General features: G+C 63.2%; 14 protein-coding genes and 1 tRNA gene. 7 read left to right on the top strand and 8 right to left on the bottom strand.

From position 1 onward, the window contains the following. Positions 1-192 precede the first annotated feature (192 nt). The 3 genes from mksF to mksB are packed head-to-tail and all read right to left on the bottom strand — an operon-like array spanning position 193 to position 5,007. Complete coding sequence (gene mksF, locus PRJ_RS03620) at positions 193-3,024, bottom strand: Mks condensin complex protein MksF (RefSeq protein WP_104960757.1); 2,832 nt, start codon at positions 3,022-3,024, stop codon at positions 193-195. Further along, positions 3,021-3,728 carry an Mks condensin complex protein MksE gene (gene mksE, locus PRJ_RS03625; RefSeq protein WP_003247452.1) on the bottom strand — a complete coding sequence of 236 codons (708 nt, stop codon included), beginning with the start codon at positions 3,726-3,728 and terminating at the stop codon, positions 3,021-3,023. Before mksE ends, mksF begins: the two co-directional genes overlap by 4 nt. Then, on the bottom strand, positions 3,718-5,007 hold the full coding sequence (mksB, locus tag PRJ_RS03630; RefSeq protein ID WP_003247449.1) for an Mks condensin complex protein MksB: 1,290 nt from the start codon (positions 5,005-5,007) through the stop codon (positions 3,718-3,720). The genes mksE and mksB overlap by 11 nt, the downstream gene beginning before the upstream one ends. Positions 5,008-5,218: 211 nt before the next feature. Here mksB and PRJ_RS03635 point away from each other — a divergent pair, with 211 nt between their 5' ends. From PRJ_RS03635 to PRJ_RS03645, 3 genes are read left to right on the top strand one after another with little or no spacing between them, the layout of a single operon-like run. Continuing rightward, complete coding sequence (locus PRJ_RS03635) at positions 5,219-6,004, top strand: energy transducer TonB (RefSeq protein WP_104960758.1); 786 nt, start codon at positions 5,219-5,221, stop codon at positions 6,002-6,004. Next, positions 6,001-6,456: a ribosomal protein S18-alanine N-acetyltransferase gene (gene rimI, locus PRJ_RS03640; RefSeq protein ID WP_004575708.1), complete on the top strand. Its 456-nt coding sequence runs from the start codon at positions 6,001-6,003 to the stop codon at positions 6,454-6,456. The genes PRJ_RS03635 and rimI overlap by 4 nt, the downstream gene beginning before the upstream one ends. A gap of 58 nt (positions 6,457-6,514) precedes the next feature. Beyond that, positions 6,515-7,090, top strand: a complete 576-nt coding sequence (locus tag PRJ_RS03645; protein ID WP_020191533.1) for a D-Ala-D-Ala carboxypeptidase family metallohydrolase — start codon at positions 6,515-6,517, stop codon at positions 7,088-7,090. On the opposite strand, the gene PRJ_RS03650 is transcribed toward PRJ_RS03645, so the two are convergent. Further along, a complete protein-coding gene (locus tag PRJ_RS03650) occupies positions 7,030-7,947 on the bottom strand; it encodes a LysR substrate-binding domain-containing protein (RefSeq protein ID WP_104960759.1) in 918 nt (305 codons plus the stop codon). The genes PRJ_RS03645 and PRJ_RS03650 overlap by 61 nt on opposite strands. 227 nt (positions 7,948-8,174) lie before the next feature. Between PRJ_RS03650 and PRJ_RS03660 the strand changes: the two genes are divergently transcribed. Next, entirely contained in the window at positions 8,175-8,789 is a 615-nt protein-coding gene (locus PRJ_RS03660; RefSeq protein ID WP_010951947.1) for a LysE family translocator, read from the top strand. A 130-nt stretch (positions 8,790-8,919) separates the two neighbouring features. Here PRJ_RS03660 and PRJ_RS03665 read toward each other — a convergent pair. Then, positions 8,920-8,996 (bottom strand) — tRNA-Met (locus tag PRJ_RS03665). A 95-nt stretch (positions 8,997-9,091) separates the two neighbouring features. Beyond that, complete coding sequence (locus PRJ_RS03670; RefSeq protein WP_104960760.1) at positions 9,092-10,015, bottom strand: FecR domain-containing protein; 924 nt, start codon at positions 10,013-10,015, stop codon at positions 9,092-9,094. 193 nt (positions 10,016-10,208) lie between these two features. Between PRJ_RS03670 and PRJ_RS03675 the strand changes: the two genes are divergently transcribed. From PRJ_RS03675 to PRJ_RS03680, 3 genes are all read left to right on the top strand, one after another. Then, on the top strand, positions 10,209-11,423 hold the full coding sequence (locus PRJ_RS03675) for an MFS transporter (protein WP_104960761.1): 1,215 nt from the start codon (positions 10,209-10,211) through the stop codon (positions 11,421-11,423). A 103-nt stretch (positions 11,424-11,526) separates the two neighbouring features. Further along, entirely contained in the window at positions 11,527-11,664 is a 138-nt protein-coding gene (locus PRJ_RS30020) for a hypothetical protein (RefSeq protein WP_003247435.1), read from the top strand. Between the two features lie 83 nt (positions 11,665-11,747). After that, positions 11,748-12,905, top strand: coding sequence for an MFS transporter (locus tag PRJ_RS03680; protein ID WP_010951950.1), 1,158 nt, complete (start codon positions 11,748-11,750; stop codon positions 12,903-12,905). Between the two features lie 7 nt (positions 12,906-12,912). Here PRJ_RS03680 and PRJ_RS03685 read toward each other — a convergent pair whose 3' ends face one another. Further along, positions 12,913-13,869, bottom strand: coding sequence for a FecR domain-containing protein (locus PRJ_RS03685; protein ID WP_177429880.1), 957 nt, complete (start codon positions 13,867-13,869; stop codon positions 12,913-12,915). Beyond that, positions 13,856-14,371, bottom strand: a complete 516-nt coding sequence (locus PRJ_RS03690) for a sigma-70 family RNA polymerase sigma factor (protein ID WP_104960762.1) — start codon at positions 14,369-14,371, stop codon at positions 13,856-13,858. The genes PRJ_RS03685 and PRJ_RS03690 overlap by 14 nt, the downstream gene beginning before the upstream one ends. Positions 14,372-14,441: the final 70 nt, after the last annotated feature.

The raw sequence follows: 14,441 nt of genomic DNA on the forward strand, positions 1-14,441 counted from the left end.
GAAAGGGCCGGACCTGCTGGCCAATTTCCACCCGCCGTTCACCGTTGCCGCCGCCACCGTATTCGCGGGTAAACCCGCGCCTACATGCGCTCGGTGGTTGGACACAGGCCGTCGTACGCATCGGTGACTGGACACAGGCCGTCGTAGGAGCGGGTTTACCCGCGAATGGGCCGCAACGCGGCCCCGGCTATCTCAGGCCAGCTCCTCGGCCTGATCCTCACGCACAACCGCCTTCACTTCATCCAGCCGGCTGATGAACTTCCAGTCCGCCTCGTCGATGTAGATGCCGTTCGGCCCGCTGCCACCTTCCAGGTCGATCGCAACGTGCGCCGAGACCTGTGGTTTCACACTCGCCAGGATCGGCACGAAGCCCAGTTGCTGGCTGGTCTCCAGCAGTGCCGCCTGGTTGCGTTCGTCGATGTCTGCCGCTTCGTCCAGGTAGTACGGCAGGCGAATGCGCCCGGCCAGGTCACGGTCCATCAGGTGCAGCAGCAGGTACATGTTGGTCAGCGCCTTGATGGTCATGGTGGTGCCGTTGGACGCCGCACCGTCGATGTCGGCGTGGATGATCGGCTGGCCATTGACCTTGGTGATCTCGAACGCCAGCTCGAACAGGTCCTTCAGGCCCAGCTGGTTGTGGTTGGCCGCCACCAGCCGTGCCAGGTACTCCTTGGCCTCTTCGTTCTTGTTGTCCTGGTCTGCACTTTGGGTCAGGTCGAAGACCGACAGGGTTTCGCCTTCTTCGTACTGGCCGGCACTGTGGATAATCTGGTCGATGTGCTTGAGCGCTTCCTTGTTCGGCGCCAGTACCACGCGGAAGCTTTCCAGGTTGGAAACCTGGCGCTTGTTGATCTCGCGGTTGAACAGGGCCAGCTGGTGCTCGAGGCTGTCGTAGTCGCTGCGGATGTTGCGCAGGGTTCGGGCGATGTCGGTGACCGCAGCGCGGCGTGCCTTGGCCAAGGTCAGGGCTTCGTCGGTACGGTGCGCGTAGGCGTTCACCAGCAGTTGCAGACGGCGTTCCATGTCGTCTTCGCTGTCGAATTTGGCAACGCCTTTGAGGCGCACCTGGGCGTACAGCGCCTCAATCTGGTTGTCCACCCGCTGCAGGCCTTGCCAGCTGTCCTGGTAGTCATTGAGCAGCGGCAGCAGGTTGTCCATCGAGTCGTCGATGGCTTCCATGTAAGGCGTGCCGTAGGGCAGGTCGGCCGGCAGCAGCTGGCGACGGCGCAGGGCGTCTTCCAGGGTGCGCTGCTTGGACTCGAGGTCGCCGAGCTGGCGGCCGACCAGTTGCAACTTGGCTGACAGCTGCTGGACGCGCTCGGTGAAGGCGTCGCTGGAGCGCTTGAGTTCGTCCTGGGCCGCTTCCAGCTGCGAGAGCTGTTCCAGCTTCTCGGGCTCTTCGGCGGCGAGGGTTTGGCTGCGGCGGAAGTCTTCCAGCGCCTTCTGCGCGTCCAGCACTTCCTGGTACAGGGTTTCGGTCTGCGCTTTGGAAGCGGAGCGGTCGGCGGCCACGGCCTGCTGGGTCTTGAGCTGCTTGAGTTCTTTTTCCAGGCGCTCTTTCTGGTCGCGCAGGGCGGCGCGGTCGGCCAGGGCCTGCAGGGCCGGCGGGTCGATGTGGGTCAGGTCGATGGCCAGGCCTGGGGCCTCGAAGCGTTCGCCCTTGAAGCCGTCGAGCACCGCTTCCAGCGATTTTACCCACAGGTCGCTGTCGTCCAGCTCGATACCGCGATCGCCCAGCGGCAGGCTGAACAGCGCGCCGTTGAACAGGCGCATCAAGCGGTCGACGTCCTGCTGCGAGAACTCTTCGCGCAGGCGGGCATAGCTGTTGTTGTCAGCGTGATCCAGCTGCTGCTTGACCTGCTTCAGGCGTTTTTCCAGGTCGCGTACGCGCTCGTCGAGGTCTTCGGCACTGAACTGCCGTGACTGGGCCAGCGCGCCGGCCAGCTCGTCGTGGGCGTCTTTGGCCGCCAGCAGTTGCTGCTCCAGTACCTTGACGTCATCGACCAGCGCAAAGCGGTGCTTGAGCACCGACAGCTCGCCTAGCCAGCGCTGGATACCGGTAATTTCACGCTCCAGGCGCATCAGCTCCTGGGTGCCGCCACGCTGGTCGTTCTGCAGGCGGTCCTGCTCGCCACGGTAGTGCTCGGACTGGATGACCAGCTCTTCCTTGCGCGCCATGGCGTATTCCTGCCAGGTGCCCAGCAGGGTGTCGAGCACAGGCGAAATGCGGTGCAGCTTGCCACGCAGGATGTCGCGCTGGGCCACGCCACCGGCCAGGGCCTCGACCAGCGGGCCGGCAGCGACCAGGGCGTTGTAGTCCTGCTCCATGCGGCGTACGTCGCGGAAGGCTTCCTCGCACGCAGCGATGTAGTCGACGCTGCCCGAGCGCAGGCTGTGCTCGAAGGCGTCGAGGAACAGCTGCTTGAGCTTGGCGGCGGTGATCTCACGCATGTGCAGCAGGTTGATGAACAGCGCGCGGAAGGTTTTCAGGCTTTGCTCGCTGGTGGAGCGCAGCGGGATCATGGTCAGGTCCAGCGGCACCGAAGTGTGTCCGCCCACCAGCAGCCGGCGCAGTTCGTCCGGCTTCAGCTCGTAAGCCTTGATCCCCAGGCGCTCAAGGTTGGTGAACAGCTCTTTCTGACGCAGGCAGGTGTCGTTCTTCTGGTAGTGGGCCAGGTCCAGTTCGCCTTTGTAGGCGAAGAACTGGTGGCCGAAACCGCCACCCGGGCCGCGTCCGACCACACCGATCACGTGCGGGCCGTGGGGCAGGCTCAGTTCGCAAAGAATGTACGACGTGTCGCTGGCGAAGTAGAAGCGGCGCGACTGCTCAAGGCTGTACTTGCCGAAGCTCATGTCCGACATGCGTGCCAGGATCGGGAACTGCAGGGCGTTGATTGACGCCGATTTACCCAGGTTGTTGGCGCCGTATACCGACAGCGGGTGCTCCAGCGGGAACAGGCCAAGGCTGTAGCCGGCGGTGTTGAGCAGTGCGAAGCGGCGGATGCCGTAGCGTTCCTGGCTCATGCGTCAATCTCCTGTTGCTCTTCGCGGATGGCCCGGGCCAGGGCGTCCTCTTCGCTTTCCTCGCCCTGGAAAGGCGTGAGGTCGAGCGGGTCGTCGGTACGGTTGAGTTCTTCGGCGCTTTCTTCCTCGACCAGTACCGGGGTCGGCAGCGGCAGGGCGCTGTGCAGGGTGGCGGCCAGGTCGCGGTCCTGCTGCACCGACAGGCACACATCAAGGAAGCGGTGCATGGGCGGCAGGAAGCGGTAGATGCCGCCTTCCTCATGGGCGAAGCCGAGCTGGGTCATGCGCCGCAGGATTTTTTCTTCCAGCTCGTCCACGGTCTGCACTTCGGCCTGCAGGAAAAGGTCGCGGTACTTGTCCAGCAGCGAGGGCAGTTCGTCGCGGCCGATGCTGCCACCGTCGAGCACGGCCATCGGGTCGCGGCCCTGGTCAGCAAGGTGCTCGACCAGGATGAAGGTGAACAGCGACAGGCGTTGCGCGGTCTTGTTGACCTGCGCGGCGGTCATGTCCGGCACGAAGTAGTAGAAACCACGGGTATCGCACACCAGTTCGAAGCCCAGGGCCTTGAACAGGGTGCGGTACTGGTCCTGGAAGTTCGACAGCTGGGCGTACAGCTCAGGGTCGCGCCGGCTGACGTGGAAGCCTTTGAACAGCTCGCGGAAGATCGGCGCGAGCTGGGACAGTTCGGAAAGATCAAGATGCATGGGCTGGGCTCGCGTTGGGTTCGGTAGGCGCGCTGGGGGCGTCTTCGCGGCTGGAGGTCAGGGCGAACGAATGCAGGCTGACCAAATGTTCCTGAGTGGTGTATTCGCGGCGGTCGAGGCGTTCGCGCTTGAAGCGCTTTTCCCGCGACAGGCGCGAGAACCAGTACAGCAGCTCGTCGGTGGCGCCTTCGGGCTCCTGCTCCAGCAGCCAGACCATCAAGTCGGGCAGTGGCAGGGCCTGTTCGCAGCGTTCGGCCATTTCCTTGACCGTGCGCGGGGCGCGGGGCAGGGCGCCGGACTGGGTCTTGTGGGCTTTGGGGAAGCGCGCCGGTTTGGGCTCGAAGCGGGCCAGTGCGTAAACGTAGGCCTCGACCTGGCTGGCACTGCCAAGGAAGGTGCTTTGCGGGCGGGTGAACATCGGCATGGCCGCCTGCGGCACGGCATCGATGCCTTTGCGCCGGATCACCGACAGGGCCAGTGCGGCGCCGCGGGTCACGGCGTTGTGCCGGCGGGCTTCTTCGCGCAGCGGCAGCAGCAGTTCGCGGGCGTGGCGCAGGGTCAACTGGGCGCTGGTCTGCATTTCCAGGATGCGCGCGTGGGTGCGCAGCAGCATGTCGTCGTCGACCAGGTGGCCCAGGCGCGCTTGTTCGCCCAGCAGTTTCAGCAGCACGGTCTCGACCTTGCGTACACCCTGCTCGAAGGCGCCGTCGGCGTTGACCAGCTGGATCATCGGCTCGACGTATTCGTCCCAGGTGGCCAGCACTTCGGCATAACGCTGGCGCAGCGGAATCTGGCGGTTGCTGGTCTTGGCCCGTTCGGCCACGGCCACCAGTGCCTGCTCGTCGTTGTCGAGCTTTTTCAGCACATCGCGCACGCGCATGTCGAGCAGGCGCAACTGGCGTGCCAGGTCGTCGCTGTCGCGGTTGTCGAAGGCATCCTGGATGTGCCCGGCCAGGCGCTCCAGGTGGCGCAAGTAGGCTTCGATCTCCAGGCACAGGCCCAGCCGGTGTTCGCGGCGCAGGTAGGCGAGGAAGTCGTGGATCTGCGCGTTGAGCTCGAAACGGTTCGGGCTCTTGGCCACCGGGACCAGGATATCCAGGCGGATCCACACGTCGAGTAGCTGGGTGATGTCCTGCGGGGTGCTTTCGAGCTGCTGGCGGGCCACATGCTGGCGCAGTTCGACCAGGCTCAGGGTGCCCTGGTCGAAACGCTCGCACAGCGGCTCGATCAGGGCCCAGTGTTCGGCTAGGGCGCGCAGGACGCGCTTGGGTTCGATCATTGGCTTCGACTCGTTGCCAAGAAAAAGGGGGCGATTGTACTGCATTCGCGGGGGTGGTTTTTACCCCTTGGTCTGTAATGAGAAATAACCATGGGATGTGCAGGTGTAAGACGTTGTTCATGTGACGGCGCTCGGTCTGATAGGCGCTGCAAAAACCACGGCGTACACGTTAGAATGCCCAATTGCCTTCACCCCCTCGGATATCCGCCCCTTGCTGACCGAACCCCGTCGCCGCGCCTACCTTTCCGCCATGCAAGTGGTGCACTGGCTGCCGCGCGCCGAGCTGCCGTTCGCCGCACCGTCGCGGCCCGAGTTGCTGCTGCCTGTCGTGCCGGTCGAGGACATCGATTTCGAGGTCAGGCCGGCATCGGCAGCCAACGAAACGCCCGTCACCCCCCAGGCTCGCTCCGGCGAGCGGCCGAAAATCGAGATCCCGCGCCCGGGCAGTGTGCCTAAACCCGCCGTCAAGCCTGCCGAGGCACAAGAGCAGCCCGCTGCTCCGCGCCCGGCACCGGTGCCGCCACCGCGCTTCTCGCTGCAGTTGTTGCGCGCCGGCAGTTGCCTGCTGCTGGTGGAGCTGGCCACTGGTCAGCCGTTCCAGAGCCGCGACCCCTCTTACCTGCTGCTCAAGGACATGCTGCGCGCCGCCGGCCTGCCCGATGCCCCGCAGATCATCGGCGAGCCGGTGCGCTGGCCACTGCTGGTGCGCGGCAACATGGACCAGGGGCCGGAGGCTGCGCGCGATTTCGTCCAGGGCTTCGTTCAGGCGCGCCTGGAAGACGCACCGTGTACCTGTCTGTGGCTTGTCGGCCTGCCGGCACTGCGTTTTGCCGCCAATGTCGACGCCGACGCCTATTACCAAACCCTGACGCTCGACAGCCTGGGCGACGCCTGGGCATTGCCGGGCCTTGAACTGTTGATGGACGAGCCGCAACGCAAGGCGGACGTCTGGAAAGCCATGCGCCAGCTGATGGCGCGCTGGAAGAGCGTTGAATGAGTGACTCGATCAGCTTCCGCCCGATGACCGAGGCGGATCTGGATGCCGTACTTAAGATCGAATATGCCGCATTCAGTCACCCCTGGACCCGTGGAATCTTTCAGGATGCGCTCAAGTCGTACGAAGTCTGGCTGATGTTCGATGGCCAGCAGCAAGTGGGCCATGGGGTGATCAACGTGATCATCGACGAAGCGCACCTGCTCAACATCACCGTAAAACCGGAAAACCAAGGCTGCGGCCTGGGCTTGCGCCTACTTGAGCACCTGATGGCCCGGGCCTATCAGCTCAATGGCCGCGAATGCTTTCTGGAAGTGCGCGCCAGCAACCAGTCGGCCTATCGTTTGTACGAGCGTTACGGTTTCAACGAAATTGGCCGCCGCCGTGACTATTATCCGATTGCCGGCGGCCGTGAAGACGCCCTGGTGATGGCCTGTACCCTGTTCGAAGACTGACTTTGCAGGGGGCGTACCCGGGCGCGCAGGCTTTGTTCTCGGCAGGGACGGATAAAGAATGAGACAACTGCTTTTGGCAGCGAGCCTGTGTATCGCAAGCGCTGCTCACGCTGACGAGCGCGACGTGTGGATGTTCGCCCAGTGGGCGGGTGATCATCAAACCCGCCCTTTCCGTGAAATGCTGGTAGATGCCCGGCTTTACGGTGTAGTGCCAATTCACCAGTTGCTGCGCTCGGCATCGGACTGGAAACTGTGCCACGCATCGCCTTTCGCCGTACCACCCCCCGGCAATTGGGCCGCTGTGCGTTCGACCCTCGCGTTGATCAAGGCACTCGACGATCAAGGCATCCTGCGCCAGTTCGAGGTGGTTTCGGCCTACCGTGAGCCGCGCCTGAACGCCTGTGCGGGCGGGGCGGCCAACAGTGCGCATACCCGCGCTTTCGCCGTCGATATACTGCTGCCGGCCTGGGCCGACCCCAATCCGCTGTGCCGTTTCTGGCAGCAACACGGCCAAGCCTGGAACATGGGGTTGGGCCGCTACCCATCAGGCCGTATCCATTTGGATACCGCCGGTTATCGCACCTGGGGTGGTGATGGCGGTGCGGGGGCGTCGTTCTGTATCAACCCCAAATGAGCCAGGCACTTCCGGCATTCGTCCATTATCCACTCGGCGAAGCGCTGGCGCTTGCCGCTGTCGGCCAGAGGCTGCGGGCTGAGCAGGTGGTAGGCCGAGCCATCGCGCACAAAACCGAGCGGCGCCTGCAGCTGCCCGCTGTCGAGTTCGTCGCGCACCATCAGGGCTGAGGCAATGGCCAGGCCCAGTCCGGCGCTGGCAGCCTGAATCGACAGGTAGAAATGTTCGTAGTCGCTGCGTTCGCAGTGCCGCGCCTGCTGGCCGCTCAGGCGCAGCCAGGTGGGCCAGGCAGCAGGGCGTGTGGTGCTGTGCAGCAGCCGTTGGCCATCGAGTCTGGCGCTGGCGGCGGGGTGGCACACCGGGCCGATCCATTCATCGCAGATTTTCTGGCTGTACAGCTGGTTGTCCCAGTGGAAGTCGTCGCGGCGAATTGCCAGGTCGACACCGCTGCGGGCGAAGTCCAGTGGACCGCCTGCGGCTACCAGGTGCAACTGAAGGTCGGGGTGGGTGGCATGGAAGCGCGGCAGGCGCGGGATCAGCCAGCGCATGGCGATGGTCGGCTCGCAAGACAGCACCAGCACATTGTCGCGAGCTTGTTGCTGCAGGCGCTGCACGGCGCCTTCGAGCTGTTCGAAGATCGCCTGGGTGGTGCTTTGCAGGGCACGACCGGCGGGGGTGAGGAAAATGGCCCGGTTGCGGCGTTCGAACAGTTCCACGCCAAGGCTTTCTTCCAGCAGGCGTATTTGGCGGCTGACCGCGCCGTGAGTGACGTGCAAGTGCTCGGCGGCGTGTACGAAGCTCTCGGTCTGGGCGGCGATGTCGAAGTAGCGGAAGGCGTTGAGTGGCGGCAGTTTCATGATATCCCTGTTCAGCTGTGCCGGCCTCTTCGCGGGTAAACCCGCTCCTACATGGCCACATATTTCCCTGTAGGAGCGGGTTTACCCGCGAAGAGGCCAAGGCAGGCTGTACATATCTGTGAGCAAAACTATCAGATTCATCTCAGCATAAATCGATTTTTCCGCATCTGTAAGCGCTTGATAATCGGCGGTCTGTGCATTTCCATCGCCTATCGAGAGCCCTCAGCATGACCGAACTCATCGCCGTCGCCCTGTTCACCCTGCTCGCCGTCATCAGCCCCGGCGCGGACTTCGCCATGGTCACCCGCAGCAGCTATGCGCAGGGCCGCAAGGCCGGGCTGGCTGCTGCTGTGGGCATCGCCCTGGGGGTGCAGGTGCATGTGTTGTACACGGTGTTGGGCATTGCCGTGATCATCAGCCAGAGCCCGACGCTGTTCTTCGTCATGAAGGTGCTGGGTGCGGGCTACTTGATCTACCTCGGGTACAAGTCATTGACCAACACGCAACGTATCAGCCTGGACGGGGTTGGCCAGTCTGCTGCCAGCGTACTGCAAGCGCTGCGCACCGGCTTTTTGACCAACGCCCTCAACCCCAAGACCATGTTGTTTGTCATCAGTGCCTTCACCCAGGTGGTGCAGCCTGGCAGCCCGCTGGCGCTGAACTTCGCCTACGGTGCGTTCATGTCCGTTGCCCATTGGCTATGGTTCAGCCTGGTGGCGGTATTTTTCTCCAGTACGGCATTGCGCAGGGCGATGATCGAGCGGCAAGTGCTGGTGGACCGGGCCATTGGTCTGGCATTGATCGGGCTTGGCCTGGCTGTGGCGGTGACCGGAATACGTTGAGGCGACGATAGCAGCGCCGAAACCTGTGATTCGGCGCCCGGCTGCTGCGGGATTGGTTAGCGCGGGCATCAGCAGCTTTTTCGCAGGCAAAGAAAAAGGGCTTACCTTGCGGTAAGCCCTTCGTCTTGTTTGGTGGCTACACAGGGACTTGAACCCCGGACCCCAGCATTATGAATGCTATGCTCTAACCAACTGAGCTATGTAGCCGATGGCGCGCATTATTCTCTTGAACGCCCCCTCTGTCAACACTCATTTCAAAAAAAATTTGCACGCTTTCAAAAACTTAGCGGCCAGCCCCGGTTTCAGCGCACCACAAGCCAGTGCCCGAGCACGCCCAGCAACTGCAACTGCTGGGCTGCAGCCAGGGATTGCAGGCTTTGGCCAGGCTGGTCGAGGTTGAAGTCGCCGCTTACACGGCGATGAGCCACTTGTTCATCCATCATCCACAGACGCTGCCCTTGGTAACCGGCAAGGCGCTCCAGCACCTGCCTCAATGGCATGTCTGTGGCTTTCAGGCGGCCATTGCGCCAACTGTCAGCGGTTTTCAGATCAGCCTTACGCACCGGGTCGATGCGTGTGTCATCGAAGGTTACCCGCTCACCCGCCGAGACCATCCGCTGCTCACCCCCCTGGGTGACCATGGCCTTGCCACTGAATACCACGAGTTCGTCGCGCCCTGCATGGCGGGCTATCTGCAAGCGAGTGCCGTATACCTGGATGCGTGCGTTGCCCACTTCCACGTCCATGGCGCGCCCGTCGAGCACGACTTCCAGATGCACCTGGCCCTGCACCAGGTGCAGTTGGCGGGTGCGGCCGCGCAGGTCGACGTTCATCGCGCTGGCGCTGTCCAGGTTCAATGTCGTGCCATCCGCCAAGCGTATGCTGCGGCGCTCTCCCACGTCGGTGTACAGCTCGCTGGCCAGACGCTGCATCAGCGGCCAGTACAGGTAAGCTGCAGCGGCTAACCCTAGCAAAAACGCAAGCGCCAACCCTTTACCCAGGTGACTGCGACGGACAGTGACATGCCGTGGGCGAGGGCGGGCAGGTGCGGGTTGCAGCTGTTGCCAGAACGTCTCCAGCTCGGCGTAGGCGTGGGCGTTCTCTTGTACCTGGCACCAGGCTGCAAATGCCTGGCGCTGGGTTTCGTCGCAACCGGGCTGGCGCAGCAACGAAAACCACGCCAGCGCTTCCTGTTGTGGATCGGGCTGCAGCTGCTTGGCGGACATCGGGCTCATGGGGGCGGTCTGCTCACGATAGGGGCCGTTTGGCCTAACGATGACAGGAGTCATTGGCAGAGGATGCTAATTATATTGAGAACCATTTTCAAGTACGTGGCGACAGGGGGATAAAAAAGGTAGCTATGTATCTATTTGATTCCTGATAATCGGATCCCAAACCAGAGGACGGAGATTCAGGCAAATGGCCACCAGTAGTGCCTCCACCGCATCCACCCCGGCAGCGGCAAGCCAAGCCTCGCCGATGGTGATGCGTATCATCGGTTTCTGCGCCTTGGCGCACTTGATCAACGACCTGATCCAGTCGGTGCTGCCAGCGATCTACCCGATGCTCAAGGCCAACTACGACCTGAGCTTCGCCCAGATTGGCATGATCACGCTCACGTTCCAGATCACCGCCTCGCTGTTGCAGCCTTGGGTCGGCTTCTTCACCGACCGCAGGCCCACGCCTAATCTGTTGCCGCTAGGCACCCTGTGCACGTTGGTGGGGATCGTGATGCTGGCCTTCGTTGGCAGTTTCCCGATGATCCTGCTGGCGTCGGCGCTGGTGGGCATTGGCTCGTCGACCTTCCACCCGGAAACCTCGCGTATTGCACGGCTGGCCTCGGGCGGGCGCTTCGGCCTGGCCCAATCGACCTTCCAGGTCGGTGGCAACACCGGCTCCGCTCTGGGCCCGCTGCTGGCAGCGGCCATCGTCATTCCGTTCGGCCAGACCCATGTGGCCTGGTTCGGCCTGGCCGGGCTGTTCTTCCTCGGCGTTACCCTGATGCTGCGCGGCTGGTACAAGGAGCACCTCAATCAGGCCAAGGCGCGCAAGACGGTTCAGGCCACCCACGGCATTTCGCGCAATCGGGTAATTGCGGCGCTGATCGTGCTGGGCTTGCTGGTGTTCTCCAAGTACTTCTACATGGCCAGCTTCACCAGCTACTTCACCTTTTACCTGATCGAGAAGTTCGGTGTGTCGGTGGCCAGCTCGCAGCTGCATCTGTTCCTGTTCCTCGGCGCGGTGGCGGCGGGCACCTTCTTTGGCGGGCCGATCGGTGACCGTATCGGGCGCAAGGCTGTGATCTGGTTTTCGATACTGGGTGTGGCGCCGTTCACGCTGGCGCTGCCGTATGCCGACTTGTTCTGGACCACGGTGCTGAGCGTGGTGATCGGCTTTATCCTGGCTTCGGCGTTTTCCGCGATCGTGGTGTATGCGCAGGAACTGGTGCCAGGCAGCGTGGGCATGATTGCCGGGATCTTCTTCGGCCTGATGTTCGGCTTTGGTGGCATTGGCGCTGCGCTGTTGGGGTACGTAGCAGACCTGCGTGGTATCGAGTATGTGTATGGGTTGTGCTCGTTCCTGCCATTGTTCGGGTTGTTGGCGGTGTTGCTGCCAAGTACAGGTAAACGCTGAACGCGCCGGGGGCCTGGCAGAGGCCCCTGGGCAATTGACGAGCCCCCCGGAGGTGGCTAGAGTGCCGCCTCTTTTTTCAATCACCTGCGTAGTAGCCAAAGCAATGCGCCGTACCCAGTCCCTCCCACACGCCCGCCAGCCTGCCTTCCAGGCACTGCGTCGTGCATGGCCGAGTGACACGGTGCTCAAGCGCCGCCGCAGCGTGCTGTTTGCCTTCACCTTCTCGCCACACCTCGCCTGAACTGATCTGCGCTATCGCGTCGCTCGCCATTCTGGCGTGCGCGCCTGTTTCTGCACGTCTTTTCGGTTTGCCAGGAGTGGTACATGAACATGCGTTTGTTGGCGGGCTTATTGTTCGCCGTTTCTGTCGTGGGTTTCAGTTTGGGGGCCAGCTTGCCGCTGGTGTCGTTGCGCCTGCATGAAGCGGGGGCGAGCACACTGGAAATCGGCATCATCTCGGCCATCCCTGCCGCCGGCATGATGCTCTCGGCTTTTCTGGTCGACGCCTGCTGCCGCCATCTCACCCGGCGCACTATCTATCTTCTGTGTTTCAGCCTGTGCACGGTCAGCATCGCCTTGCTCGAGTCCGCGTTCGGCTCGTTGTGGCTGCTGGCGTTGCTGCGCCTGGGCCTGGGGCTCGGCATGGGGATCGCCATCATCCTCGGCGAGTCGTGGGTCAACGAACTGTGCCCCGAACATAATCGCGGCAAGATCATGGCCTTGTACGCCACCAGCTTTACGGGCTTTCAGGTGCTGGGCCCGGCCATGCTGGCAGTGTTGGGCGCCGATAGCCCGTGGATCACGGGTGTCGTCACGGTCTGTTATGGGCTGGCGTTGCTGTGCATTGTGCTGACGGTGCCTAACGACCATGTCGAGCACGAAGAGGGCGAAAAAAGCTTCGGCCTGGCCGGGTTCTTCCGTGTGGCACCTGCGTTGTGCATGGCGGTGCTGTTCTTCTCGTTCTTCGATGCCGTGGTGCTGTCGCTGCTGCCGGTGTACGCCACCAGCCATGGCTTTGCCGTTGGCGTGGCGGCGTTGATGGTGACGGTGGTGTTTGCCGGCGACATGCTGTTCCAGCTGCCGCTGGGCTGGTTGGCCGATCGGGTTGAGCGCACAGGGCTACACCTGGCGTGCGGGCTGGTGGCGATGGTGATCGGCATCGGTTTGCCTTGGCTGCTGAATCTGACCTGGCTGCTGTGGCCGCTGCTGGTGGTGCTGGGCGCGGTGGCGGGGGGGATCTATACCTTGGCGCTGGTCTTGATCGGGCAGCGCTTCAAGGGCCAGGACCTGGTCACTGCCAACGCCAGTGTGGGCTTGCTCTGGGGTGTAGGCAGCCTGGTCGGGCCGCTGGTCAGTGGGGCGGCCATGAATGTCGCGCCGCATGGTTTGCCCATGGCGCTGGCCCTGATGGCCGGGCTGTTCGTGTGCTTTGCCAGGCAGTCATACCGGCGCCGTGGGCGGATGCGGGCTGTGGCGCAGTGATATCCCTTTACGCCGCGCCGATGCTTACCCAATAGCGTGTCCTGTACTCGACCCGCACGGGCAGGCTGCGGGTGAGCAGTTGCAGGATCTGCCCGGTGTCAGCCAACTGATAGGTGCCGGAAACCTTCAAGCCCGCCACTTCTGGAGCGCAGCGCAACAGGCCCGGTCGGTAGCGGCCGAGTTCGCTGGCAAACTCGGCAAGCGGCATCTGCTGCACGCTGAGTACACCTTCGGTCCAACCCCAGGGGTCGTTGTGCAGTGTTCTGGCCTGAATGCTGCCGTCGGCTGTGACTTGCAAGGTTTCACCGGGCAGCACTTGCCTCGCTGAGGCCGAGGCAGGGAACAGCGTGACTTCACCACGACGCACCGACAGCAGCAGCCCTTGGCTGTTTTCGCGCAGCAACAGCTGGCCATCGAAGGTGGTCAGCGGGCCGACACGGGTGGCGACGTGGAACGGGCGGTTGTCGTTGGGGTTGCTCTCCAGGCTGACCTCGCCACGGATCAGTTTCAGCTGGCGTTGCTCCGCGCTGTAGTGCAAGTCGATGGCACTGGCGGTGTTGAGCTGGATGCGGCTGCCGTCACTGCCTTGCCATTGGCGCCGTTCGCCTGTGGCAGTGCTGGTGTCGGCCAGCAGCTGTGGCAGGCCTAGCGGTTCGCGCGCGGCCCAGCCCAGGCTGCCGCCCACGGCCAACAGCCCCAGCAACTTCAGGTGGTCCCTGCGGCTGGCTTTTGGGTGCTGGCTAGCGTCCAGGGTGCGCCGGCTCAGGTCCTTGGGCAGCCCGGCCAATTCATCACCCAGATTACTGACTCGCTGCCAGGCCAGGCGGTTGTGTGGGTGGCTGGCCAGCCAGTGTTGAAACTGCTGCTCGGTGCGCGGGCTGGGGGTGTCGAAACGCAGCTTCACCAGCCAGTCGATGGCCTGATCGACCTGCGCCTGTGCGGGCGTACCATCAGGCATCGGCATAGCGCAACCGGTAGCAGACGCCCAAGGCCTTGGCCAGATCGCGCTCGACGGTGGCCCTGGACACCTCCAGACGTTGGGCAACCTGCACGATGCTCAAACCGTCTAGCTGGGCCAGCAGGAACGCTTGGCGGACGCGCGGTTTCAACTGCTGCAAGGCGCGGTCGAGGCGTTCCAGGCTATCGAGGATGACGAGCTTATCCTCTTCGCTGGGCACTTCTGCTTCGGGCAGGTGAGCCAGGCTTTCCTGGTAGGCCCGCTCCAGCGCGCGGCGGCGGAACTGGTCGATCATCAAGCCACGGGCGATGCTGCTGAGGTAGGCGCGCGGTTCTTTGAGCGGCGACACCTGGCGGGCGCGCAACAACCGCACGAAGGTATCCTGGGCCAGGTCTGCGGCATGTTCACTGCAACCGACCCGGCTGCGTAACCAGCCACGCAACCAGGCATGGTGAGACTGGTAGAGCAGAGCGACCTCGGTGGGCTTGAGCGTGTCGTTGATCTGCATCGTAGAGAAGGCCCAGTCCAGTGATGTGTGCGATTGTGAATAGTTCTCAATTCTATGCAAGGAAGATGGC

Source organism: Pseudomonas sp. XWY-1 (genome assembly GCF_002953115.1).
Lineage (GTDB): Bacteria > Pseudomonadota > Gammaproteobacteria > Pseudomonadales > Pseudomonadaceae > Aquipseudomonas > Aquipseudomonas alloputida.

What these genes read in the sequence shown, in the direction of transcription:
- PRJ_RS03690 (WP_104960762.1), bottom strand. Translation starts at nt 14,371, where the DNA reads ATGCAGATCAACGACACGCTCAAGCCCACCGAGGTCGCTCTGCTCTAC.
- PRJ_RS03660 (WP_010951947.1), top strand. Translation starts at nt 8,175, where the DNA reads ATGACCGAACTCATCGCCGTCGCCCTGTTCACCCTGCTCGCCGTCATC.
- mksF (WP_104960757.1), bottom strand. Translation starts at nt 3,024, where the DNA reads ATGAGCCAGGAACGCTACGGCATCCGCCGCTTCGCACTGCTCAACACC.
- PRJ_RS03670 (WP_104960760.1), bottom strand. Translation starts at nt 10,015, where the DNA reads ATGTCCGCCAAGCAGCTGCAGCCCGATCCACAACAGGAAGCGCTGGCG.
- PRJ_RS03650 (WP_104960759.1), bottom strand. Translation starts at nt 7,947, where the DNA reads ATGAAACTGCCGCCACTCAACGCCTTCCGCTACTTCGACATCGCCGCC.
- mksE (WP_003247452.1), bottom strand. Translation starts at nt 3,728, where the DNA reads ATGCATCTTGATCTTTCCGAACTGTCCCAGCTCGCGCCGATCTTCCGC.
- mksB (WP_003247449.1), bottom strand. Translation starts at nt 5,007, where the DNA reads ATGATCGAACCCAAGCGCGTCCTGCGCGCCCTAGCCGAACACTGGGCC.
- PRJ_RS30020 (WP_003247435.1), top strand. Translation starts at nt 11,527, where the DNA reads ATGCGCCGTACCCAGTCCCTCCCACACGCCCGCCAGCCTGCCTTCCAG.
- rimI (WP_004575708.1), top strand. Translation starts at nt 6,001, where the DNA reads ATGAGTGACTCGATCAGCTTCCGCCCGATGACCGAGGCGGATCTGGAT.
- PRJ_RS03675 (WP_104960761.1), top strand. Translation starts at nt 10,209, where the DNA reads ATGGCCACCAGTAGTGCCTCCACCGCATCCACCCCGGCAGCGGCAAGC.
- PRJ_RS03645 (WP_020191533.1), top strand. Translation starts at nt 6,515, where the DNA reads ATGAGACAACTGCTTTTGGCAGCGAGCCTGTGTATCGCAAGCGCTGCT.
- PRJ_RS03685 (WP_177429880.1), bottom strand. Translation starts at nt 13,869, where the DNA reads ATGCCGATGCCTGATGGTACGCCCGCACAGGCGCAGGTCGATCAGGCC.
- PRJ_RS03680 (WP_010951950.1), top strand. Translation starts at nt 11,748, where the DNA reads ATGAACATGCGTTTGTTGGCGGGCTTATTGTTCGCCGTTTCTGTCGTG.